Source organism: Catenovulum sediminis (genome assembly GCF_007289895.1).
In the GTDB taxonomy this organism is placed as follows: domain Bacteria; phylum Pseudomonadota; class Gammaproteobacteria; order Enterobacterales; family Alteromonadaceae; genus Catenovulum; species Catenovulum sediminis.
On sequence record NZ_CP041660.1, the window covers coordinates 2,195,611 to 2,217,939 of the forward strand.

Here is a 22,329-nt window from a genome sequence, read left to right on the forward strand (position 1 = left end):
TTTTAAGAGGGAGCCGTTTTGTTAAAAAGATTATTTTTTTGTCTGCTTATGCTTGTTGTGACACTGGTAAATAGTTATGCCACTGAACGATTGGCTCCCGAATTGACGCAACAGCAGCAATTGGTTAGTAAATCAATTTCAGCTGAAACTTTATACGCAGTCAATCACAGTACACTTAATGAAGATGGTCATTGGCAGCGCGTTTCATATTATTCTATCAGGATTAATGACCTCGCAGCGGCGCGCGATTATGGCCGTATCGTGATCCCGTTTAATCACTATTATTCAGAAATGCAGCTCGACTTTGCCAATAGTTATTCTGCTCAAGGCAAGCTGAATGCATTGGCCGATGATGCGTTACAACGCAGAATTACAGGTGGTGGACAAGATTTTTATTCTGACAGTAGTGAGCTGGTGTTCTCTTTACCAGAAGTGAACCCTGGCACAATAATCGAATTTCAATTTACCCAAATCAGTAAAAAATTGGCTTTTCCTAAATTATACACAGAGCGCAGCACGCCATACTGGTTTCAGGGAAAAGTGGCCCAAGATAGTTGGCGCGCTGACTATGTCCACAACTATGAGTTTCAATTTACATACCCACAATCACAGCAAATATACACCCGTTATTTTAACCAGCATCCGAAGGCTGAGGTGATAGCGAGCCTAAATGGTTGGAACACTAAGCGTTGGCAGATGAAAGATGTGCCAGAGATGGTGATCGAAAGGCGAATGCCGTCTGGCCATGAAGTCAGGCCTCAGATGATGCTATCGACTTTGAAGGATTGGAGTGCGGTGGATGCGTGGACTTGGGCTAAGGTGGTAGACAAGTTACAACCCTCGACTGCGTTACAACTGGCAATTGCGTCTTTAGGGTTAAATGAGTTTGCAACTGATGAAGAAAAAGTAAGGGCGGTTTATCGGTATTTACAAACGAAAATCAGGTATGTATTCGCCCATCTCGGTCGAGGGGGTTATGATCCACACAAACCTGAAAAAGTAATAGAAGCTGGGTACGGTGATTGTAAGGATCAAACTGTACTAGCGGTCGCTATGCTAAGAGCGCTTGGCATAGAAGCTTATCCTGCGTTAGTTGAAACCCCGCGAAATGGCAATAGTGATACACAAGTCGTTAGACTGATATTTGATCATATGGTCGTCTATATTCCAGCAACTTCCGAGCGAAGTGAAATATGGTTGGATACCACAGGTGATCGAGGTTTATACCCTGGAATGTCAAACTATATGGTGGGGCAAAATGCACTTATCGTTGATGGAGAAGGTGGGCAATTAATAGACATCGCAGAGGAAAGTTTTGCTACAAATAAAGCTCAATTAAACATTCATTATTATCAAGATGAAAGTGGGGCGAGCAAAGCGAGCTTATCGATTGAGTTATCAGGTATGTTTGAACAGCATATTCGCAGTTGGTGGAAGCATAGTTCAGAGCAGGCGGTTGCCTTGCAGCAATTTGTCAAAGGCTTATACAGTCAGGGTTTAGATTTCTCGGTTGACGCTCAAGTGCACAATAGTGAAAGTTTAGATACTCCGGTGTCGATTACTGCAGACTACCACTTCTCGGAAAGTCCCGATAATAACGAGCTGGTGAGAGCCGCTAGTGTAATGCAGGTATTAGGTTTATTTGCTGATTTTAGCAATTTGCCAATGCCGGCGGAAAGAGTGCACCGTTATGTTGAAAAATATCCGTATCACCTTTCTATGCGTGTAAAAGTTGAAGATGGTAAGCAAACAATTGCCAGTTTAATACAAAATGCACAAGCAGTAGATGCAACGCATTTTAACTTACAACAATCAGCTAAACGATTGGAAGATGGGGTTTTGCTTTCAATTGATTTTACCCACCCTGAACTCGATTTAACATTAGAAGAGTATCAAGAATATCATAATCATATCTCTAAATTAGCTAAGCAGGAAGTTTGGTTGGTTTCTTTAAGGGTCGATCCTGAAAAAGACAAGATTGCTGAATTGTCTAAGGTCGCTGCAGAACAGGGAAAAAATAGCTTGCAGGCATATTTATTAACAGCTCGGCAACTCATTGAAAAGGGAGAGTTTTCAGCGGCGATTGAACCTGCCAGAAAAGCGATAGAGCTGGATAATAATAGTGGTGAAGCTTGGTATTTGTTGGCAACAGCACAAGGTTTTGCAACACAAGTTGAGGCATCACTAAAATCATTCGCTAAAGCCGAAGAACTAGGATATCAACCATAATGTGCAACGGAATTAAATTCAGCCTGTTATTGTTGGTTGTTCTACAGTTTGGTTGTGCATCTGTTACGGAGAAAAAAACGCCGCAAGGTAAGCAATATAACTCTTCTACCGTGTCTTTTTCGGACAGCTTTTCAGCGGGCTTGTCAGATTATAATGCTTGGACTGAGCGTCAATCGAAGGCGCATCTGGTGAGCGCACTGGCACATTTTGAGCGGGCTTACAGCTTATATCCTGATAATGTGCGTTTGCAATATTACTATTATCGTTCTTTACTTGCGCTTGGTTTATTAAATGGGGGAGCGCAACTCATTAAAATTGAAACCACTTTTGCTCGTTTAAACCCATCATTATATCCTGAATTAGTCGCGCCCGCGTATTTAGAGTTTTTATTGGCGCAACAAGACAAAGTAGATCCTAGTGTTTTGTTCAGCCTTTTGCGTAAAGCGATGCAGCAAAATCCATATTCAGCAATGAATTGGAATGCGATGGCTCAAGTGATGAGTAAAGAGAAAAGTTATGATATGGCGATTGCTGCAGCAGCAGTTGCTAATCACATGCAGCCTAATACGGCTGAGTATCTTTACCAATTAGGCGATAACCTTAATTTAAAAGCAGAGCAGAATAGCTGTGTTTATGAAGAAAAATCTTTAATTTCTCAGTCGGCCCGTTATTTAGCAAAAGCCGCGAGTTTACAGCCTGAAAACTACGGCTTTAAGCAATATGCTGCCATTCAATATTTACGCTTGGGTATATTACCCTTATCACAACAATTATCTAAACAAGCATTTCAGCAAGCCCACAGTTACTGGAACGCTCTAACGTATGCTGAAAGCGCAATACTGCTGGACAATTTAGAAGAAGCCAAAGAGGTGATAGAGTTGATTGAGCATGAATACTCTAAGGAACTGGCTTTAAGGTTGACTTTGATGGTTGCTATATTAGAACAAGACACTCAGACGCTAGCGGAGGCTCACCAACAACTCGATGAGATAGGTGCAATAAAACAGCTAGATATCTTCAGCGCTGCCATGCTTGATATGGCTTTTGAGCATACCGCAGAAAATGCCATCGTAAAAAATGAGTTGAGTGGTCAAAATGACATGGTTCGTTATCTCTATATGCCAACAAAGTTGCGGCAAAAGAATTTGATGGAAGCTGCCACCACGACATGTAATTTAACAGATATTCACTTTTTAATGGCCTTAACGGCATTCCAAAAACAAGAGTATGAAAAAGCCATTAAACATCTGCTCCAGGTTAAAGAGTTAAAAAATACCCGGCAAACTTCTTTTCATTGGGCACATGTATTATGGCAAAAAAGTGAAATTCAACAGCAATTAGATGCGTTTGAACAGCTAAAAGTTAAAGCGCAGCAAGGAGATAGTGCAGCGCAAAGTCAATTAGCAGCAAAGTATCTACAGGGCTTCCTGATTACGCCTGATAAAGAAAAAGCATTACATTTTGCGCAACTGGCAGCCAATCAAAATAACACTGATGCAATGGTACTGGTTTATGAACTAACAGGTTCAAAAAATCACCAATTATTGAAAACAGCAGCGGAACACAAAAATGCCCGAGCTATGTATTTACTCTCTGCATCTTTGCAAGGTGATCCCAGCGCCATGTTTCGACTTATTAAATCTTCAGCAGAGTTAGACTATCCACCTGCAATGGCTAAATTGGCAAACTTATATTTTCAGGGGGAAATTGTCGAGCGAGATTTGCAGCAAGCTTATAACTGGTATTATAGCGCAGCGCAACTTGGGCACTCTGAAGCCGCATTCCGAGTTGGGAAGATGGCATTTGAAGGCGTGGGTACAGAAGAAAACTTTGAAGTTGGACTGAAATATATCTATCAGGCAGCACATGCCTTAAATGCACAAGCGCAGGAATTTTTAGGTATGTTTTATCATTTTATGATCTCAGATGTTGATTATCGCGAAGCTGCTTTTTGGTATATGCATGCTGCAGCGCAAGGTTTACCGCTGGCTTTAAATAATTTAGGTGATTTGTATGAAAATGGCCAAGGTGTGGCGCAGGATTATCAAAAAGCACATGAATTATATCAGTCGGCATTAAAACAAGGTAGCAAGATGGCAAATTTGAGCTTAGCAATGCTGTATGTCAAAGGCTTAGGGGTTAAGCAAAACCAGCAAGTTGCGCTTGAGTATTTGCAAGTAGGCGCAAAAGAAGGTCACGCCTCATCTCAACTAGAATTAGCCAAATGGTATGCCCATGGTCGCGTTGTCAAACAGTCTGCTATAAATGCGCTGGCTTGGCTGCATATTGCCAAAAGTAATACCGATCTACTTGAATACGATAAAACACTGTTTGAAAAGTTTCAACAGTCTGTTTCAAAGCAGCAGTTAGAAAAGCAAATTACGCTATTACAAAGCTGGTTAAGTAAACAGTCTTAGATTGTATTGTTTTTTTACCTTTTGTAGTTTAAACCAAGCTAAAGTTGAGTTGAAATAGGCATTTTCAATTTGCACATAGGTTTGATGTTCTGAATCTTCACATATTCGAGCAACTTTGCCTGCGCATAGCTCGCCTGTCGCATTGATTGCGAGTACAGTATCTCCTATTTTGATTTGCCACTTGAAGAAAAGAGGCATATGGAAGACACAATTGGTTTTGCCAAGTTGTATGTATTTAATTGCGGATAATGACATATTTACACCTCCAAGGTACGGCTGTCATGCCATTTTTCATACAGTGTTATTGATATCCAAATGCAAAAAAGCAGCGCGGTACTGATTAATTCGTATAAATTTGATATCGCATATGGCTGATCATTTAACTGTATACGCACAATAAAAATGAGTATTAATAGACAGGTAATAAATTTGAGTCGCTCTGTTTTCATCTTAATATCCTTAATAAGCACTCAGAATATTATAGTTAATTTAATTTGAATGTAAATGATAACAATTATCATTTGTGTTGTTTGCTTAAGTCAGCTATATCAGTGAGTCGACGTTGTCATTTATACTACCGCTGATTTACGCTTTTGAGCTTTATTGACTCTAACTTTCGTACTTGGGTACGGCTGTATCGGTATTTGGGGTTTAATTGAGTGCTTTAATGGTTAAACTAAAGGGTTTTTTGTGTGTTCTTTACAAGGCAATGACGCAAGGTGGTATGAATGGTAAGTTGGCAAATCGCAGAGCATAGCCGTTTTAAAAAAATATGCTTAATGTTGGCGGCGCTGATATTTTTTTTATTTACCTATTTTCAATTAAATGATTTGCAGCAATATGGCAATCATGATGCGTGGATCTGGGTTTTAATGTATTTATTTGCTGCCCTGTTAAACCTTTTCTATATTAAGTACTGGGTAACGCCTGTGGTGTTCTCAGGCTGGTTAGGCTTTTCAGCAGGCGCTTTACTATTTCGCTTACAGGACGACCAAGGCAATATACATTTTAGCCGATTGCATCCTGCTAATTATTGGGACACCAGTGGCACGCATATGATTCAAAATAGCAACGAGTCGGGCGGGTTGTTAATTTTAGTTTTCTGGGCCCTTATTCTATGGATTTGGGCTAAGCGTTAAGCTTAGCCCATGTCGTTATAAACGAGCGGGTTACTTTACTCTAAGTTGATTCACCGCTTTAACAACCTGCTGTGCATGCGCTTGGCTAAATAGTTTGTCGATAGGGCAGGGTAAACGACGTAGCCAATTTGGGTGCTGCCAAGTGGTACCCGGTATATTCACTTGTTCCTTTAAACTCAATAAATCTTCCAGAGGGATCATAAATAAGAATCCACAGCTACTTGCCAGAAATTTTTGAATCGCGACTGATAATTCGAGCGTCATGCTCGGTGACGTGAGATCTATTTTGCTTGCTGCCTCAGGTGTTATCAATTCTGCGTCTAGCAAAGCAGTTAGTAATAACTTACGCTCTTCGTTGCGTCCGTTTAGCTCCTTAAGGCGTGTTTCTTCTGAAGGATACAATTTCAGCTCAGTTCGCCATTTTAAGTCATTGCCTTCCCACCAGCCTTTAATGGTCGGTAAATCATGGGTTGAGACAGTCACCATAGACAGATCTGGATAGTCCGCCGGCTTGACATAGCGGCCATCTTGTTGATTTTCAAAATACAGTACTTTATACGAAAGCATTTTGGCTTGTGCTGCAATATCGCCAAAACCATCCGGTGTTGTCCCTAAATCTTCACCAATTACTAGACATTTTTGACGACGGGATTCTAAAGCAATAATACGCAATAAATCATCCAGAGGAAAACGCACATAAGCGCCTGAACGCGCATCTTTGCCCGGCGCAATCCAGTATTGCCGCATTAAACCAAACACATGATCAATTCTTAATGCACCAGCATGACGCATATTATTACGCAATGCATTGACAAACGGACGAAAGGCTTTTTGTCTAAGTGCAAATGGGTTGATGGGGGTCAGCCCCCAATCTTGTCCTAGTTGGTTCAATAAGTCAGGCGGACAACCGACACCCGCGCCAGAGACAAATAAATCTTGCTCGCCCCATACTTCAGCGCCACTACCATCACAGCCTACAGCGAGATCTAAGTACAAGCCAACAGGCATGCCTTGTTGTTTTGCTAGCTTGGCAATCCCGGACAATTGTTGATCGGCAATCCACTGGCAGTATTTAAAAAAGCCAATGCGTTGCTTGTTTTCTTGTGCAAATTGAATCACGGCTGCCGAATTAGCTTGTTGGTATTCTGCTGGCCAGTCTTTCCAACCATATACATCCGGATTTTGCTTGTGAAAGTGCTCGTACAATGCATCATAGGTACAAAGGGTGTCTAACTCTGCGCCCATTTCATCGCAAAAATCATCAAATTTTTGAGAACGATGGGTATTTTTTGCCTGATGTTCACAAACAAAATGTTGGTAGGCGATTTCCAGTAATTGCTGCTTTAATTTTGCAACGGCTGGGTAGTCTAATAATTCTTGCTGGTTTAACTGAGCAACCTTTTCTTTATAGTGGCCGGACTCGAGCAGCTCTCTGCCAGCTTTAGACTCATTTAATTCACTGATCGCATGTACATCTATGTAAAGTGTATTAACAAATGAACGGCTCGTTGGTGAATAAGGGCTAATATGTGCTGGGTTGGCTGGAAACAACGGATGTAAAGGGTTTAAGCCAACGCTGGATGCACCATGTTCCGCCGCATTATGAACCAGTTTAGCTAAATCTCCAAAATCGCCCAAACCTAAATTCTGTTGGCTGCGCAATGAATACAGTTGTGCAGCTACACCCCATAATTTATTGTCGCTCACTTGCTTAGGTTCATAGCAGGTGCGTGGTGCCACCACAAGCGAACTGAGCGATTGGCAATCGGGTAAACGCAGATCGAGCATATGGTAACCTAACGTTAGATTATCGGGTATTTCGAGTTCGAACTCTTTAACCGTTTGACCATCAATTGTTTGCTCTGAAAGCGGCTTCAACTGGCTGACTGAAATTTGTTTTTGATGCAAATCGCCGCTTTCCAGCGATAATAATAAGTGGATTTTATGCTGCAATGCACTGGCCGCTAATCTAATACGAATTCGGCCCGTTTGCGCTTCGGCAGGAATAATATAAACGGGATCAAGTGGACTGCTCCATTTGTCACGTTGCAATTTTAACAAAGCTTGTTGTGCATCTTCGTCGGTATTAATGGTAAACCCCATTGCATTTAATAAAGAACTGCGGGTTTCGTCAGTCGCAAATATTTGGTTACCCCAAATATCGTAATAGCTAGACTCAATGCCCAGATATTCGGCTAGCTCTAAAATTGCGCTCATGTTAATTGATTCCTCTAAAACTATTTAATTAATTCAAACACGACAGTGGCAAGCGGTGGAACCGTAATAGGGGTCGAGTAGGGCTGACCTTGCCAAGCTAAACTCTGTGCTTGTATACCTCCGCCATTTCCTTGATTGCTGCCGCCATATATTTCTGAGTCTGTATTGATTCGCTCCGCGTAAAAGCCGGCTTCAGGCAAACCAATTCGGTAATTTTGATGTGGCTGTGGGCTAAAGTTGCAAACCACAACCGCCGGTGGGGTGCCTTTTTGGCCAAAACGAATATAAGCAAAAATTGAATCTTGATTATTTTCGTGTTCAAGCCAGCAAAAACCATTGGCATCACAATCTTTTTGATGTAAAGCCGGTATCTTTTGGTAATTATGATTTAGATCTTTAATCAGCTTCAAAACACCGGCATGCCAGTGCACATCCAATAAGTGCCAGTCTAAACCGGATTCGTAATTCCACTCGCGACCTTGCGCAAATTCACCGCCCATAAACAATAATTTTTTGCCTGGGTGTGTCCACATAAACCCATAGTAAGCTCTTAGATTGGCAAATTGTTGCCAAGTGTCGCCCGGCATTTTGGCTAATAATGAGCCTTTTCCATGGACAACTTCATCGTGACTGAGTGGTAGAACAAAATTTTCATTGAATGCGTATACCAAGCCAAAACTCATGTCACTTTTGTGATAGTGACGATGAATCGGATCTCTTTGCATGTATTGTAAAGTGTCATGCATCCACCCCATATTCCATTTGTAATTAAAGCCTAATCCATTTTTTTCTATTGGATGAGAGACACCGGGGAAAGCAGTAGACTCTTCAGCAATTGTGATGGCACCTTGATAATTAGCCGCTATTTCACAGTTTGTGCGTTTTAAAAACTCGACTGCGTCTAAATTTTCATTACCGCCATATTTATTTGCTACCCATTCACCCTCTTCCCGACTGTAATCCAAATAAAGCATTGACGCGACAGCATCCACTCTTAGGCCATCAATATGGTAGTGATCGAGCCAGAATAAAGCATTGCTGCGCAGCATATTACTGACCTCAGTGCGACCATAATTGTAAATTAAGGTGTTCCAGTCAGGGTGAAAACCCTGTCGCGGATCTTCGTGTTCATATAACGCGGTGCCATCGAATTGACCTAAGCCATGTGCATCAGTTGGAAAATGTCCGGGTACCCAGTCAATTAGCAGACCTATATCTTGCTGGTGGCATTGATTAACGAAATATTGAAAATCACGTATCGAACCAAAACGACTGGTGGGTGCAAACAAACCGACGGGTTGATATCCCCAAGAGCCATCATATGGAAATTCACTAATCGGCATCAATTGAATATGGGTAAAACCAAGCGACTTAACGTAAGGGATCAATTCATCCGCTAGTTCGTGATAATTTAGGTACTGATTTTGTGGTGTACGTTTCCACGAGCCTAAATGTACTTCGTATATACTGATTGCAGCATCTCGAGCATTTTTTGCCTGACGAGATTGCATCCAACGGTTATCTGACCATTCGAAACCTGTCACTTGGGTAATAATTGAGGCGGTTTCTGGCCTGAATTGCGCCGACAGGCCATATGGATCTGCTTTTAACGGTAACAGGTGTCCATGTTGATCTTTGATTTCATACTTGTAGTGCTCTCCTGCCTGTAAACCTGCGATGAAAATTTCCCAAATTCCATTTTCATGCCGCTTTCGCATACAATGGCGTCGGCCATCCCAGTGATTAAAATCGCCAACCACGGCCACCCGACTCGCCGCTGGCGCCCAAACGGCAAAACTAACCCCTTCAACATTTTGTAGTTCAGTGAGATGTGCGCCAAGTTTGTCATATAGCTTTTGATGGTTACCCTCAGCTATTAAGTAGCAGTCGGTTTCACCTAGTACATTGGGGAAACTGTAAGGGTCATAAAATATATGATAGCCATCTTCAAATTGGGCTTTTATTTGATAGGCAAAACCATCTTGTAACTCTTTAAATAGGGTTGAATAGACACCGGTTTTTTTTACCGCAGCCAAGCGTTTGATTTGTTTACCCGTTTGAGGGTTGATAATGGAGACCGATTTGGCATCTGGTACAAAGCAGGTAACACGAACTGTTTTACTTTCTTTATCACAATGCAAGCCTAAAAATGCATACGGATCCGGATGTGTCGCATTTTCGATTTGCTGTGCGTTTTTTAACAAGGTGGATTGATTCATTGGCCAGTGGAACCTCGGTAAACAGTTTGTTAACAAATATATGCCGCTTAGTATGCCTTGGGCAGGCCAGTGAGCAATATTATGCATACGTATGTTATATAGAATGTAGGCGCTATCAGGCGATTTGCATATTGAATACGTATGCAGTTAGTATGCAATGTTAATAAATTGTATTTTTGTTGGTTCGAAACTATGCAGAAATTTTGAATCCGAGCGATTTTGCTATGCGATAAAAGACAGCTTGAAGCGGCAGGTTAAAGTTGACTGTGAGGCAAGATAAACAAAGTAGACAGTTTTTCACCATCTACTTTGTTTATGCAATTTATGTTTAAGCTACAAACGTGTTCACTCGTTAGAGGGCTTTAAAGGCAATCTCGGCAGCCTGAATGGTTGCCGCTATATCTTCATCTGTGTGTGCACTGGAATTAAAACCGGCTTCAAAAGCGGATGGTGCTAAATATATACCCTGTTGTAACATCAGCTGATAAAAGCGTTTGAATTTTTCAATATCACACTCTGTTGCTTGCTGATAACGGTTGATTTGTTTTTCTGTTGTAAAGAAAAAGCCAAACATACCGCCTACTTGATTGGTTGTTAAAGCAATATCAGCGGCATCAGCCGCAGCTTGAAAACCAGCACACAATTGTGCCGCATGGCGATCTAATTGTGCATAAATCTGTTCAGCGTTATCTTTTAACTCAGTTAATGCGGCAATGCCGGCAGCCATTGCAATTGGGTTGCCCGATAACGTACCTGCCTGATAAACAGGGCCGTCCGGTGAGATGTTATTCATTATTTCAGCTTTCCCACCAAATGCACCGACCGGCATACCACCGCCTATTACTTTGCCTAAAGTGGTCAAATCTGGTTGGATATTATAGTGCTGTTGGGCACCTCCTAAAGATACCCGAAAACCTGTCATCACTTCATCAAAAATTAAAACAGCGCCGTATTGATCACAAATATCGCGCAACCCTTGTAAAAACCCAGCTGTCGGCGGAATGCAATTCATATTGCCGGCGACTGGCTCAACGATTATGCACGCGATATCGTCACCGCATTCGGCAAATACTTGTTGTACCGATTGCAGATTATTAAACTCAACGGTTAATGTGTGTTTTGCAAAGTCTGACGGTACGCCGGGGGAGTTAGGCACGCCCAGCGTTAATGCACCCGATCCCGCTTTAACTAATAAGCTATCCGCGTGCCCATGGTAACACCCTTCAAATTTAACCAATTTGTTGCGTCCAGTGTAACCCCGCGCCAGACGGATAGCACTCATCGTTGCTTCGGTACCTGAATTGACCATACGGACTTTTTGCATAGATGGCACAAGTGATTTAACCAGTTCTGCCATTTGTGTTTCTGCTGCCGTAGGTGCGCCGTAGCTCAACCCTAACTCGACTGCCTGCAATACTGCATTTTTGATTTTTGGATGATTATGTCCCATGATCATCGGCCCCAAGAACCGACATAATCAATATAGCGCTTTCCATCGACATCAAATAAATAAGCACCATCGGCACGCTCAATAAAAACAGGCGTTCCACCGACACCTTTGAATGCTCTGACCGGTGAATTTACACCGCCAGGAATATGTTGTTGAGCTTGTTGAAATAAAACTTCGGATTTTGACATATTAGATCCCCATTTTGTCTTTATGGCTATACCAACGCACCTGAGTTTCGTATCGGTTAACGATATCCTGTACCCCCAGCGTTGCGGCAAATAAAGCCATTCTTACCAAAACCCCATTGTCTGCTTGGCGAAATATCGCAAGGTTAGGGTTAAGGTTTAAATCATTATCTAGCTCATTTGCATCTGCTCGAGAGTCTCTGGGCAGTGGATGCATAATGACGGTATTCGACTTACAGTGTTGAGTATAAATCGCTTGGTTTAAACGGAATTTACCGCGGTATAAATTGGCTTCTTCTTCAGAAGGAAATCGTTCTTGTTGAATACGTGTTTGATAAACGATATCGGCATCCAAGTGGCCTTCCAGCTGTTCTGTAATGACACATTGGTGACCTGCATTTTCTATTGCAGAAACCACTTCATCCGGCATCGCGAGTTCTTTTGGCGATATTAAGGTGATTTTAAGGTTTTGATATAAACATAATAGTTTGCATAAAGAGTGCACGGTTCTGCCGTGTTTTAGATCGCCGATTAACGCAATATGCATTCCATCAATACCTGCTTGATGTGCATGCTGTTCTTTTTGAATGGTATATAAGTCGAGCAAAGCCTGAGTTGGATGCTCATTTGCACCATCCCCGCCATTGATAACCGGCACTCGGCTACCGGTTGCGAATTCAGCAACTGAACCTGAATCTGGGTGGCGCATCGCGATAACGTCACTATAACTACTGAGTACCCGTGCGGTATCGTATAAAGACTCGCCTTTGGCTAGGGCGGAGGAGCTTAAGCCAGTTGTTTCACGAACATGGCCACCTAACAGGTTAAATGCAGTACCAAAACTCACACGCGTGCGCGTGCTTGGTTCAAAAAACAAGTTGCCTAAAATAGCACCATCTAATACTTTGGTTTGTTTTTGTCGATGAGCGTAGGGTTGCATTGCATCAGCAATACGGAATAAATATTCGATACTTTCACGATCAAATTGTTTGACCGAAAGTATGTTAGCGCCTTCAAATTTAAACATGAGCTACCTGAATAGATAAGAGATAAATTTGCGCTATTGTAGCATAAGGCGTGTTAAAATCAGGTATAGCTTTGAGTCTATTTAGTAAGGTTTAACAACCGCTAAAATGACTACAGCAAATAAAATGAAAACCGGCATTTCGTTTAACACTCGATAGAATCTGGCACTGCGTTTGTTCTTATCATTTTTGAATATTTTCAACAGCTTAAAACAATAGATATGGTAGATATATAAAATTAAGACAAGCAATAATTTTGTATGAAACCAAGCACTACTTACAAACCATTGCCAGCCATACAAATAAGCCAGCCAAACGCCAAATACGGCGGTTAATATAGCAAATGGTGTAATAAAAAATAACAAGCGACGTTCCATGACCTTAAGCTGTGCCATCACCGAACTTTCATTTGATTGAGCGTGGTATACTAGCAGGCGAGGGAAGTAAAAAATACCAGCAAACCAAGCCACCATAAAAATGATGTGCAACGCTTTAATCCATAAAATCATTATTCAAACACCTGATATGAACCCTTAGTGAGCCGCAGTCTTAATTGTTCCCAACTGACAACACCTATAATATTATCTAGCTCTTCTTCGAATATATAAACAGATCCTGAGCGTCTGTGTTGTAATATTTCGTATGGCTCGGCTAAGGTATAGCGCGATTCTACGCCTTGTAATTCTTCAAAATGGAAAGGTGAGGACGCGTTCGGATCAAGAGAAACATCATAGTTGACCAATTTAAAGGTATGCCCACCATCGACGGCTTCTTTTAAAATAACCGGACGTTTGCCGGCTCGATCCAGCGCGCGTCGTATCGCCGCTTCATCTTTTTTCTTAATCAGTATATAACTGCTTTCCATCGCGGCTAGCACACCGGTTTTTTGTAGTATGTCGTAGGTTGGCGGGGTTTGATAATCTAATTTTTGCATTTCGAGTTGTAACAGAAACAAAGAGCGATTTTTAAAAATCTGACTGGATATCACATGAGCTGAAACAATTACCAACATTGCAGGTACGACTATATCTGGATTGTAGGTCATCTCCAGTGCGGTAACTAAGGCTGCTAAAGGTGCATTTAAACAAGCCGCCATCAAAGCCGCTAAACCTAGAACACCGTAAATATCTGCATACCCATATAGATCACCGATAAAAATCGAAGCTATCAGTGCCAATAAAGTACCTAACATCATGCCCAGCCCTAAAATTGGGCCAATTACACCGCCGGGAATACCTAGTCCTATTGCAAAAAAGGTCAGCGCCGCTTTACTGATAAACACGGTCATCAGAAGTTGAGCATTGCCGGTTTGTTCCTGTGCAATGGATATTGCGCCAAGTCCGGTTCCTAAAGCCTGAGGTACTAGGTACCCAATCACGGCTGTAATAAATCCTGCGAGAAACAAGCGCGGCAACATATTGACACTTTTAAACGAGCGAATAATTTCAATAAGTTGGCGATTAAATGCAAATGCAAAACAGCCGACCAAAATACCCATAAATACTAAGTAGGGGTAATGCTGAATTCCCAGTAGATTGATATCTAAACCACTTAAATTATGTTCATGACCAAAAAAGTAACGATTGGCGGTGGCGCCGGCAACGGATGCCAGCATCACAGGGACGAATATGTGTGTTTTATATTCGCGCAAAACCACTTCCATAACAAAAATAACAGCGGCTAGTGGGGTATTAAATGAAGCAGAAATCGCAGCGGCCATGCCACAGGCTGATAAGGTGCGTACTGAGTTGTAGGGCAGTTTAAGCCATGCACCCAAATAGCTAGAGGCGCCTGCGCCTAAATGAACCGCTGGGCCTTCTCGACCGACTGAAAAGCCGCTCGACATGGCGACGATACCACCAAAAAACTGGTTAATGGTATTGCGAATTGGCATCATGCCATAAAATGCTTTAAGTCGGTATATGGCAAATGGAATCCCCAATCTAAAGTGTTTAAATTGGGTGAATACACCAACTAAGGCAATCAGGCCTGCACCGACTAAAGGTAAGATAAATCGCTCCATCGCAGCCAGTGTGGTAAAATCATCAGGGTTTTCTAAATACAATAATTGCAGGTTTTCGAGACACCAGCGAAATGCCACGATAAATGCAGAAGCACTGATACCCGCTAACAGGCCAAGAATACTCAGCTGTATTGATATCTTTGGGTAAGCTAATTGTTTTCTTAGCTGTTTTAGGTGTGATTGGCGCGCCATGTAATCTTTTTGAATCGCTTTTTGCCGGTCCGTGCTGTTATTTTAGTGTAACACAGAGAAAACAAGAGGTAAGCTATTGTCGGCGTTTAATCTTTTATTTTTAGATGTAATTGAGAACTAATTTTGACTAAACAGGTTTTTAAAAATTTAGAGATCATCAGTAAAGCAAATATGCGCTTTTATAGTGGCTTATTCGGCTTAGGGGTATTGCTGCTGGCGCTCATGTTGGGTTTCAATGTTAAAGGTTGGATGAATGAGCAACAAGCAAAAGACATGCTGCAGATACAGCAACAAATAGAGGAAAAAGACTCAGAGCTTTTTCAATTAGAGCAGAAATTGAATTTTATGCGGGTTGAATTAGAGGTCAACAATTTGAGTTTACAGCAGATGCAAAAAGAGCTCAAAGCTCAACAGCAGGAAAATCGTAAACTTAAAGAACTTGTCACATTTTATCAGAGTGTGATGGCGCCTGAGCTAAATGCCGATGGCGTGATGGTGGATGATGTATTTATTGAACCTACTTTGGTGCACAATCAATTTAGATACAAGGTGATTTTAGTACAAACTAGCAAGCAAAAAAAATTCGCCAAAGGCTACATTGAGCTTACGCTGCAAGGAATACAAAACGGTAAAAATGCCGAGTTTCCCGTCAAGAGTCTGTCGCTAGCCGACAATGACCTCTCGTTTAGCTTTCGTTATTTTCAAATTTTAGAGGGCGAGTTTGTGGTCCCTGAAAATGCGAGTATTGAGCGTGTAAACTTAGCGGTTATTTTACCGCGACGCCGAGGTCAGGAATATAGCAGGACAGAACTTGATTTTGACTGGTCTCCTCAGGTTATCCATCGAGAATAATAGTTGAACGTTTTACTCAGGTATTAGATAATAACAGTCAGTTTTATATTAGAGGTCGTATTTAATGGATCAGATTCCACTTAATTTCACAGATGCTGCGGCAAAGCAAGTTAAACTTCTGATTGAAGAAGAGGAAAATCCAGATTTGAAATTCAGAGTTTACATCACAGGTGGTGGCTGCTCAGGTTTTCAATATGGCTTTACGTTTGACGAAAAAGTCAACGAAGGTGATATGTTGATTGAAAAAGAAGGTGTTAACCTAGTTGTCGACCCAATGAGTTTACAATATTTAATGGGTGGGGAGGTTGATTATACCTCAGGCCTTGAAGGCTCTCGCTTTTTTGTGAAAAACCCAAATGCAACGACGACTTGTGGTTGCGGGGCCAGTTTCTCTGTGTGATCTTAAACAGCCGCAGTTAGTTTGCGGCTGTCTCTGTTTGTAGCGCTCTATCTGCTAATTTGTCCGCTAATTTATCTGCTAACTTGTCTGCTGTAATCACACGTTGAATTTTTGCTGCTGTTTGTTGTTCTTTCGCTTTGTCATAACCTACTATTTTATCAATTATTTCTCGTTGTGGATTTAGGATCAATAGGGTGGGTAAGCCACGAATTGAAAATGAGCGTAACAGCAGGCCCTGCGTATCATAGAATACTGGCAAATCGTCTAACTGATGTTTTTCGATAAAACTGTCTGCTTGCTGCTGCGTTGTATCTTGATTAACGGCCAGCCAGCTTACTGAGTTTATTGGGTAGTTTTCAAAGAGTTCGATATAGTGAGGTAAAGAATCAATACAGGGGATGCACCAGCTCGCCCAGAAATCCAGAATTAGATAATCTTGACTAAAGTCGGCTAGTCGTTTCGCTTGTATATTTGACGCAAAAGTATGGTTGAAAATAAAGTTTGCATTATTTTCCGTGTCTTTTTTCAGCGCAAAATATAACCCTGCGACAAAAGCACACAGAGCAAGGGCAAAAGTCAGCAGGTTTTTTAACTTCAAGGATTGAATTTTTAGCGCCATAAGTCTCGATTATTCATCAATTTTTAATTAGTAGGATATTCTCTTATGCTACACTCCGGCTAGTTTATTTTGAATAGCACATGAGCATCATTTTAGGATAAAAAACATATGGACACTAAAAAATTCGATATTCCAGCAGATAAGGCCGAGGCATTGGTTGAGGTTGTCCGTTTTATTGGTGGACAAAATTGGAGTCCAGCAACAGGTGGAAATTATTCACTTAGGTTAGATAATTTTCATTGTTTAATTACGCAATCATCTAAAGATAAGCGTAATTTGCAAACGTCTGATTTGATGGTCTGTAACTTCAATAATCAAGCTTTGGATCCCACTTTAAAACCGTCTGCCGAAACTGCGTTGCATACCAAGCTATATCAACTGGATAGTGAAATAGGTTGCGTGTTGCATACGCATTCAGTGCCGGCTACCGTTTTGTCTCGCAGTGTTTCCGAACAAGTTAGAATTCATGGTTTTGAGATGCAAAAAGCACTGTATGGTAATACCAGCCATACTGAAACAGTATGTGTATCGGTGTTTGACAATAATCAGGATATTCCCGCATTAGCAAAAGAAGTCGAACGAAAATGGCAACAGGGTAACATCAATCAACCAGGGTTATTGGTTAGAGGTCACGGTCTATATGCATGGGGACGTGATGTTTTTGAAGCTCGTCGGCATGTTGAAGGGTTCGAGTTTTTATTTTCCTGTTTATGGCAAGAACGTTTAGCTGGAGGTATGTTGTTGTGATCACTCATATAATAACGGATATTGAAGGAACAACCAGTTCAATTGCATTTGTGCACACAGTCTTGTTCCCGTATGCACGCAAGCGTATTACACATTTTTTAAAAGCTTACCGCGAAGATGTTTTAGTTGCCGAGCAAATCAATGCCGTTAAATTGAGCTGTCGCAACAATGAGATGACATTAGATGATGTAATTGCGCAGTTAATCGAATGGATCGATAATGATGTAAAAGAGCCCAGTTTAAAAAAACTACAAGGTTTAATCTGGCAGTATGGTTATGAGCAAGGCGACTTTAAAGGTCATTTATACCGAGATGCGTATCAAAAGCTCACTGAATGGAATGCACAAGGCCAACATTTATTTGTATATAGCAGTGGTTCAGTTCAAGCACAAAAATTATTATTTAAATACAGTGAATTTGGCGATCTAACCGCTTTATTTAATGGTTATTTTGATACATCTGTGGGTCACAAAAGAGAAGCTGGCTCTTATCAAAATATCCATCAGTCGCTTGCCTGTCCAGCTGAAAATGTTTTGTTCTTGTCCGATATTAAAGAAGAGCTGGATGCGGCTAAGATGGCCGGTTTTAATGTGTTGCAACTGGTTCGAGACGACAGTGTGACTGTCGGTGCTCATCCTTGTGTAGAGGACTTTTCCCAGATCGATATTAGCAGAATTTGTGAGTAATAAATAATGAGTGAATTAACCATTTATGCGGATAGTAAACCTTCTGAAGCCATCTTTAGCAGTCCTGATTTTCAGCAAATATGTCACCATTTAAATGACATCGGAGTTCATTTTGAGCGTTGGCATACCGATAAAAAGTTAGAGCAATCTGCAAGCAATGAAGAGATAATTGCCGCTTATCAAAACGAAATCGATAAATTGGTGAGTAAAGGGGGCTATCAATCTTATGATGTGGTGAGCTTAAACCCAGATAACCCGAATAAATTACAATTTAGGCAGAAATTTTTATCTGAACACATCCATACAGAAGATGAAGTGCGTTTTTTTGTCCGCGGTAAAGGGCTTTTTGTTATGCACGTCGAAGATAAAATTTATGCGATGCTGTGTGAAAAGGATGATTTGATTTCTGTACCCGCCAATACGAAACATTGGTTTGATATGGGCTCTGAGCCTGAGTTTACCGCCATTAGAATCTTCGACAATGAAGAAGGCTGGGTTGCTCAGTTTACTGGAGACGATATCGCCGATAAAGTCCCTAAACTGCCTTAATGCAGTGTTTTAACTCATTAGAAGCATGAAAATTCTCAGCTCTTAGCATTTCACCGGAACAATCGGTCATCTTGTCACTTGTTGAGAGCGATTAAACGATCAGCAGCGATTAGTAGGGATTAGCAGGTATTAGCAGCTATGAAGGTTAAAACTGATAACTTCCTCAATCGATTTTGCACCGGTAGCTAACATCACAAGTCGGTCAACCCCAAAGCAACACCTGAACAATCTGGTAAACCGGCTTGCAGCGCCGCGATAAATTTTTCGTCAATACTTTTGTTGACTTTACCTTGTTTAACTCTTATTTCATTGTCATGTTGAAAGCGTTTAAGCTGCTCGTTCGCGCTTGTTAGTTCGTGAAAGCCGTTCGCCAGTTCCATATTTTTATAATACAGCTCAAATCGTTCCGCGACCTTTGGATTATCCTGATTGAGTTTTGCCAAACTCGCTTGCGCCGCTGGAAATTGATAAATAAAACATGGTTCGGATTGTCCAATGCGGGGTTCTATTAATTCACTGAACGCCAATTGTAATAGAATTTGATAATCATCTGTCAGTTGATGCAGATCGCTGCGGGAAAGTTGTTCAAGTCGCTGTTTTAAATCTTGGTAATTGCCTGCAATCGGATCAAAATTAAGATGCTGTAAAAATGCCTGTTGATAGGTTAAAACTTGCGCGGGTGGGCATTTAAGTATGGTTTGTAGCAGCGTATCTATTTCATTCATTAACTTAATGGCATCAAATTTAATGCGATACCACTCTAACATCGTAAACTCAGGGTTATGATAACGGCCGGATTCGTCATCACGAAAAGCTTTACAGATTTGATAGATACAGCCTGATCCTGCCGCAAGTAAGCGTTTCATGGCGAACTCGGGCGAGGTTTGTAGGTATAACTCTAGCCCGTTTGCAAAACCAGGGCCGACAAAACGCGCAGTGATGTTTTCTAGATATACGTCTGTAACGCCATGTTTTGCCAATACTGGCGTTTCGACTTCTAATACATTGCGTTGTGCAAAAAAAGTACGTATTTGCTGTAGAATGACTGCGCGCTTTTTAAGAAAGTCTATTTTAGCTGAGGGTTGCCACTGACTCATGCTGGAACCAAATCAAATGAAAAGAAGGGAATGGCCCCGAAAGACGTGTCTTTCGGGGGAGGATTTATTTTACGCGAGAAACGTATTCACTGGTCCGCGTATCTACTTTAATAACTTCACCAATTTGGACAAATAGTGGCACTCTTACCACTGCACCTGTACTGAGTGTGGCTGGTTTACCACCTGTTCCAGCGGTGTCGCCTTTTAAACCCGGATCAGTTTCTGTAATTTCTAACTCTACAAAATTAGGCGGGGTGACTGCAATTGGGTTGCCGTCCCACAATGTGATGGTGCAGGTGTCTTGCTCTACCAGCCACTTTTCATTGTCCCCGATGGCTTTTGCATCTGCCGCGATTTGCTCAAACGTTTCATTGTTCATAAAGTGCCAAAACTCGCCATCACTGTATAAATAAGCCAACTCAACATCGAGAATTTCTGCTTTCTCTACAGATTCGCCTGATTTGAAGGTTTTTTCCAATACTTTACCTGAGATAAGTTTGCGGATTTTGACTCGGTTAAAAGCTTGCCCTTTGCCCGGTTTAACAAATTCGTTTTCGATAATGGCGCATGGTTCGCCATCTAACATAATTTTTAAGCCACCGCGAAATTCGTTGGTACTGACTGTCGCCATGATTTCCCCTATTAAAATCTTGTTTACGCAGAATAATGATCCGGCAATTTTAACTGATTTAGAAAAAATCCGCAGCAATTGTTTTGGAGCATTCAGTGATTGAATTACAAATGGGTCTCAATTAATTTTTTAAGCTCTTTTTTGATTAGTGTATTACTTAAGGGCTTCACAGTTGCTTCAATAGTGATGGCAATAAAGCTCGCCAATATAAATCCACTTAAACCTTTAAAGAGAGTAATGTTAAAAAGATTGGCCGATAGCATTAACATCAAGGTCAGCGTGGAAATAAAAAATAAACTGAGCAGCCAGCGCTGAATACGGCAACTCATAACGGACTGTTGGATCAAATGGCTTCGTTCTTGAACTGAATGCTGACTTAAGTGGGGGAAGCGGAATAATAACCAGTCGTCTAAATTCATTGATACTGTCCTTGTATTCATCTCAAATTAGATAATAACTGCCAATGATTGATAAACCATAATACTTGGTGGAATATTAGTCAATAGCTACCTTGTCGTTTTCGTTTAATCTATATTTCAGATGTCACCTCGGCCGGCTTTAAGTTAAAATAACCTGTTTATATTTTAACTTTGGGTATGTATGTTTGAGTTTGAATCCTGTTGGAAAAAAGAGTTAGCTCTGTCTATTAGCAAACCTGAGGATTTATTACGGCAACTTAATATCAAAAACGCAGAATTTGAAGCAGGTTTTGCTGCTAGGCGGCTGTTTCCGCTGCGCGTACCGCGACCTTTTGTTGCAAGAATGAAGCCGGGTGATGCAACTGATCCATTGTTTTTACAGGTAATGACTCAGGCTAACGAGTTTGAGCAGGCGGACGGATTTGTTACCGATCCTTTAGCTGAGCATGATGTAGTATTGCCGGGTTTATTACACAAATATAAAAGCAGGGTATTGCTGATGGTGCGCGGGGGATGTGCGATTAATTGTCGCTATTGTTTTCGTCGGCATTTTCCCTATCAGGATAATGCGATTAATAAGCAAAAATTGCTGCAGGCTGTTCATTATATTGCGCAAGATAGTCAGATAAACGAAGTGGTTTTAAGTGGCGGCGATCCATTAATGGCTTCGGACCAACACTTATCTGAGATAATAACTGCGCTTGAGCCAATTTCTCATTTGCAGCGGATACGCATACATACACGTTTACCCGTTGTGATCCCGCAGCGTGTCACAGGTGATTTTATTGAACTGTTTAGTGCTTCAAGATTGCAAGTTATTATGGTTACTCATATAAACCATGCCAATGAAATCGACAATTTTTTTAAACAAGCGATCGCAAAGCTCGCGAGCAATAAATTTACCCTGCTAAACCAAGCTGTAATGTTGAAAGGCATCAATGACAATTTATCTAGTCTAGTTAATTTAAGTGAAGCGTTATTTGCCGCTGGGATTTTGCCTTATTACATCCATTTATTAGATAAGGTTGACGGCGCCGCACATTTTTACCGCGACGATCTTTCATTAGTTGAGTTACAACGCGGCATGTTAGCTGAGCTGCCCGGTTTTTTAGTGCCCAAATGGGTTCGAGAAGAAGCGGGCAAACAAAGTAAAAGTCCGGTTTTGTTGTAGTTTTTGCGACAGGTATTTTTGCGCAGACGACGCTTGTTTGGTTTAACTTGTATATCGTTTAA

The 22,329-nt window shown here is 41.3% G+C and carries 18 protein-coding genes and 2 pseudogenes; 9 read left to right on the forward strand and 11 right to left on the reverse strand.

The genetic code is table 11. From position 1 onward, the window contains the following. The first annotated feature begins 18 nt into the window (after positions 1–18). Both FNT16_RS08980 and FNT16_RS08985 read left to right on the forward strand, forming a co-directional pair. Positions 19–2,229, forward strand: coding sequence for a transglutaminase family protein (locus tag FNT16_RS08980; RefSeq protein ID WP_143871272.1), 2,211 nt, complete (start codon positions 19–21; stop codon positions 2,227–2,229). Then, the gene (locus FNT16_RS08985) at positions 2,229–4,646 is read left to right on the forward strand and encodes a tetratricopeptide repeat protein (RefSeq protein WP_143871273.1); all 2,418 of its coding nucleotides are present in this window, start codon (positions 2,229–2,231) and stop codon (positions 4,644–4,646) included. The genes FNT16_RS08980 and FNT16_RS08985 overlap by 1 nt, the downstream gene beginning before the upstream one ends. Here the strand turns inward: FNT16_RS08985 and FNT16_RS08990 are convergent. Continuing rightward, positions 4,629–4,901 (reverse strand): hypothetical protein, encoded by a 273-nt coding sequence (locus FNT16_RS08990; protein ID WP_143871274.1) that lies wholly within the window; start codon positions 4,899–4,901, stop codon positions 4,629–4,631. The two genes, FNT16_RS08985 and FNT16_RS08990, sit on opposite strands and share 18 nt — an antisense overlap. A 473-nt stretch (positions 4,902–5,374) precedes the next feature. Between FNT16_RS08990 and FNT16_RS08995 the strand changes: the two genes are divergently transcribed. After that, a complete protein-coding gene (locus FNT16_RS08995; RefSeq protein WP_143871275.1) occupies positions 5,375–5,785 on the forward strand; it encodes a transmembrane 220 family protein in 411 nt (136 codons plus the stop codon). A gap of 30 nt (positions 5,786–5,815) precedes the next feature. Here the strand turns inward: FNT16_RS08995 and malQ are convergent, their stop codons facing one another. The 6 genes and pseudogenes from malQ to FNT16_RS09025 form a co-directional block, all read right to left on the reverse strand. Then, the gene (gene malQ, locus FNT16_RS09000) at positions 5,816–8,002 is read right to left on the reverse strand and encodes a 4-alpha-glucanotransferase (protein WP_143871276.1); all 2,187 of its coding nucleotides are present in this window, start codon (positions 8,000–8,002) and stop codon (positions 5,816–5,818) included. A 20-nt stretch (positions 8,003–8,022) separates the two neighbouring features. Beyond that, the gene (gene glgB / locus FNT16_RS09005; protein ID WP_143871277.1) at positions 8,023–10,221 is read right to left on the reverse strand and encodes a 1,4-alpha-glucan branching protein GlgB; all 2,199 of its coding nucleotides are present in this window, start codon (positions 10,219–10,221) and stop codon (positions 8,023–8,025) included. Positions 10,222–10,573: 352 nt separating this feature from the next. Continuing rightward, positions 10,574–11,859, reverse strand: a pseudogene (gene hemL, locus FNT16_RS09010) (glutamate-1-semialdehyde 2,1-aminomutase). A 1-nt stretch (position 11,860) separates the two neighbouring features. Then, on the reverse strand, positions 11,861–12,883 hold the full coding sequence (locus FNT16_RS09015; RefSeq protein WP_143871278.1) for an aspartate carbamoyltransferase: 1,023 nt from the start codon (positions 12,881–12,883) through the stop codon (positions 11,861–11,863). Between the two features lie 81 nt (positions 12,884–12,964). Continuing rightward, positions 12,965–13,390 carry a CopD family protein gene (locus tag FNT16_RS09020; RefSeq protein WP_143871279.1) on the reverse strand — a complete coding sequence of 142 codons (426 nt, stop codon included), beginning with the start codon at positions 13,388–13,390 and terminating at the stop codon, positions 12,965–12,967. Continuing rightward, on the reverse strand, positions 13,390–15,096 hold the full coding sequence (locus FNT16_RS09025) for a chloride channel protein (RefSeq protein WP_143871280.1): 1,707 nt from the start codon (positions 15,094–15,096) through the stop codon (positions 13,390–13,392). The genes FNT16_RS09020 and FNT16_RS09025 overlap by 1 nt, the downstream gene beginning before the upstream one ends. A 123-nt stretch (positions 15,097–15,219) precedes the next feature. Between FNT16_RS09025 and FNT16_RS09030 the strand changes: the two genes are divergently transcribed. After that, positions 15,220–15,948 carry a DUF6776 family protein gene (locus tag FNT16_RS09030; RefSeq protein WP_143871281.1) on the forward strand — a complete coding sequence of 243 codons (729 nt, stop codon included), beginning with the start codon at positions 15,220–15,222 and terminating at the stop codon, positions 15,946–15,948. A gap of 64 nt (positions 15,949–16,012) precedes the next feature. Continuing rightward, the gene (gene erpA, locus FNT16_RS09035) at positions 16,013–16,348 is read left to right on the forward strand and encodes an iron-sulfur cluster insertion protein ErpA (protein WP_143871282.1); all 336 of its coding nucleotides are present in this window, start codon (positions 16,013–16,015) and stop codon (positions 16,346–16,348) included. 16 nt (positions 16,349–16,364) lie between these two features. Here erpA and FNT16_RS09040 read toward each other — a convergent pair whose 3' ends face one another. Next, positions 16,365–16,967, reverse strand: a complete 603-nt coding sequence (locus FNT16_RS09040) for a TlpA family protein disulfide reductase (RefSeq protein WP_143871283.1) — start codon at positions 16,965–16,967, stop codon at positions 16,365–16,367. A 108-nt stretch (positions 16,968–17,075) separates the two neighbouring features. On the opposite strand from FNT16_RS09040, the gene FNT16_RS09045 reads away from it, so the two are divergent. Genes FNT16_RS09045 through FNT16_RS09055 form a run of 3 tightly spaced genes read left to right on the forward strand, consistent with a single transcriptional unit; the run spans position 17,076 to position 18,949 of the window. Continuing rightward, positions 17,076–17,714 (forward strand): methylthioribulose 1-phosphate dehydratase, encoded by a 639-nt coding sequence (locus tag FNT16_RS09045; protein ID WP_143871284.1) that lies wholly within the window; start codon positions 17,076–17,078, stop codon positions 17,712–17,714. Beyond that, a complete protein-coding gene (mtnC, locus tag FNT16_RS09050) occupies positions 17,711–18,400 on the forward strand; it encodes an acireductone synthase (protein ID WP_221935014.1) in 690 nt (229 codons plus the stop codon). The genes FNT16_RS09045 and mtnC overlap by 4 nt, the downstream gene beginning before the upstream one ends. A gap of 6 nt (positions 18,401–18,406) precedes the next feature. Beyond that, on the forward strand, positions 18,407–18,949 hold the full coding sequence (locus FNT16_RS09055; protein ID WP_143871286.1) for a 1,2-dihydroxy-3-keto-5-methylthiopentene dioxygenase: 543 nt from the start codon (positions 18,407–18,409) through the stop codon (positions 18,947–18,949). Positions 18,950–19,078: 129 nt separating this feature from the next. On the opposite strand, the pseudogene epmA reads toward FNT16_RS09055, so the two are convergent. The 3 genes and pseudogenes from epmA to FNT16_RS09070 form a co-directional block, all read right to left on the reverse strand. After that, positions 19,079–20,046 (reverse strand): annotated as a pseudogene (gene epmA / locus FNT16_RS09060) (elongation factor P--(R)-beta-lysine ligase). A gap of 64 nt (positions 20,047–20,110) precedes the next feature. Next, positions 20,111–20,677, reverse strand: a complete 567-nt coding sequence (efp, locus tag FNT16_RS09065) for an elongation factor P (protein WP_143871287.1) — start codon at positions 20,675–20,677, stop codon at positions 20,111–20,113. Positions 20,678–20,781: 104 nt separating this feature from the next. Next, positions 20,782–21,096 carry a hypothetical protein gene (locus FNT16_RS09070; RefSeq protein ID WP_143871288.1) on the reverse strand — a complete coding sequence of 105 codons (315 nt, stop codon included), beginning with the start codon at positions 21,094–21,096 and terminating at the stop codon, positions 20,782–20,784. 181 nt (positions 21,097–21,277) lie between these two features. On the opposite strand from FNT16_RS09070, the gene epmB reads away from it, so the two are divergent. Further along, entirely contained in the window at positions 21,278–22,267 is a 990-nt protein-coding gene (gene epmB, locus FNT16_RS09075; protein WP_143871289.1) for an EF-P beta-lysylation protein EpmB, read from the forward strand. Positions 22,268–22,329: the final 62 nt, after the last annotated feature.

Bases quoted from the DNA above. Each gene is read 5' to 3' on its own strand.
- FNT16_RS09025 (WP_143871280.1), bottom strand. From the start codon at position 15,096: ATGGCGCGCCAATCACACCTAAAACAGCTAAGAAAACAATTAGCTTAC.
- FNT16_RS09070 (WP_143871288.1), bottom strand. From the start codon at position 21,096: ATGAATTTAGACGACTGGTTATTATTCCGCTTCCCCCACTTAAGTCAG.
- FNT16_RS08985 (WP_143871273.1), top strand. From the start codon at position 2,229: ATGTGCAACGGAATTAAATTCAGCCTGTTATTGTTGGTTGTTCTACAG.
- efp (WP_143871287.1), bottom strand. From the start codon at position 20,677: ATGGCGACAGTCAGTACCAACGAATTTCGCGGTGGCTTAAAAATTATG.
- FNT16_RS08995 (WP_143871275.1), top strand. From the start codon at position 5,375: ATGGTAAGTTGGCAAATCGCAGAGCATAGCCGTTTTAAAAAAATATGC.
- epmB (WP_143871289.1), top strand. From the start codon at position 21,278: ATGTTTGAGTTTGAATCCTGTTGGAAAAAAGAGTTAGCTCTGTCTATT.
- glgB (WP_143871277.1), bottom strand. From the start codon at position 10,221: ATGAATCAATCCACCTTGTTAAAAAACGCACAGCAAATCGAAAATGCG.
- malQ (WP_143871276.1), bottom strand. From the start codon at position 8,002: ATGAGCGCAATTTTAGAGCTAGCCGAATATCTGGGCATTGAGTCTAGC.
- FNT16_RS08990 (WP_143871274.1), bottom strand. From the start codon at position 4,901: ATGTCATTATCCGCAATTAAATACATACAACTTGGCAAAACCAATTGT.
- FNT16_RS09040 (WP_143871283.1), bottom strand. From the start codon at position 16,967: ATGGCGCTAAAAATTCAATCCTTGAAGTTAAAAAACCTGCTGACTTTT.
- FNT16_RS09020 (WP_143871279.1), bottom strand. From the start codon at position 13,390: ATGATTTTATGGATTAAAGCGTTGCACATCATTTTTATGGTGGCTTGG.
- FNT16_RS09045 (WP_143871284.1), top strand. From the start codon at position 17,076: ATGGACACTAAAAAATTCGATATTCCAGCAGATAAGGCCGAGGCATTG.
- erpA (WP_143871282.1), top strand. From the start codon at position 16,013: ATGGATCAGATTCCACTTAATTTCACAGATGCTGCGGCAAAGCAAGTT.
- FNT16_RS09015 (WP_143871278.1), bottom strand. From the start codon at position 12,883: ATGTTTAAATTTGAAGGCGCTAACATACTTTCGGTCAAACAATTTGAT.
- FNT16_RS09055 (WP_143871286.1), top strand. From the start codon at position 18,407: ATGAGTGAATTAACCATTTATGCGGATAGTAAACCTTCTGAAGCCATC.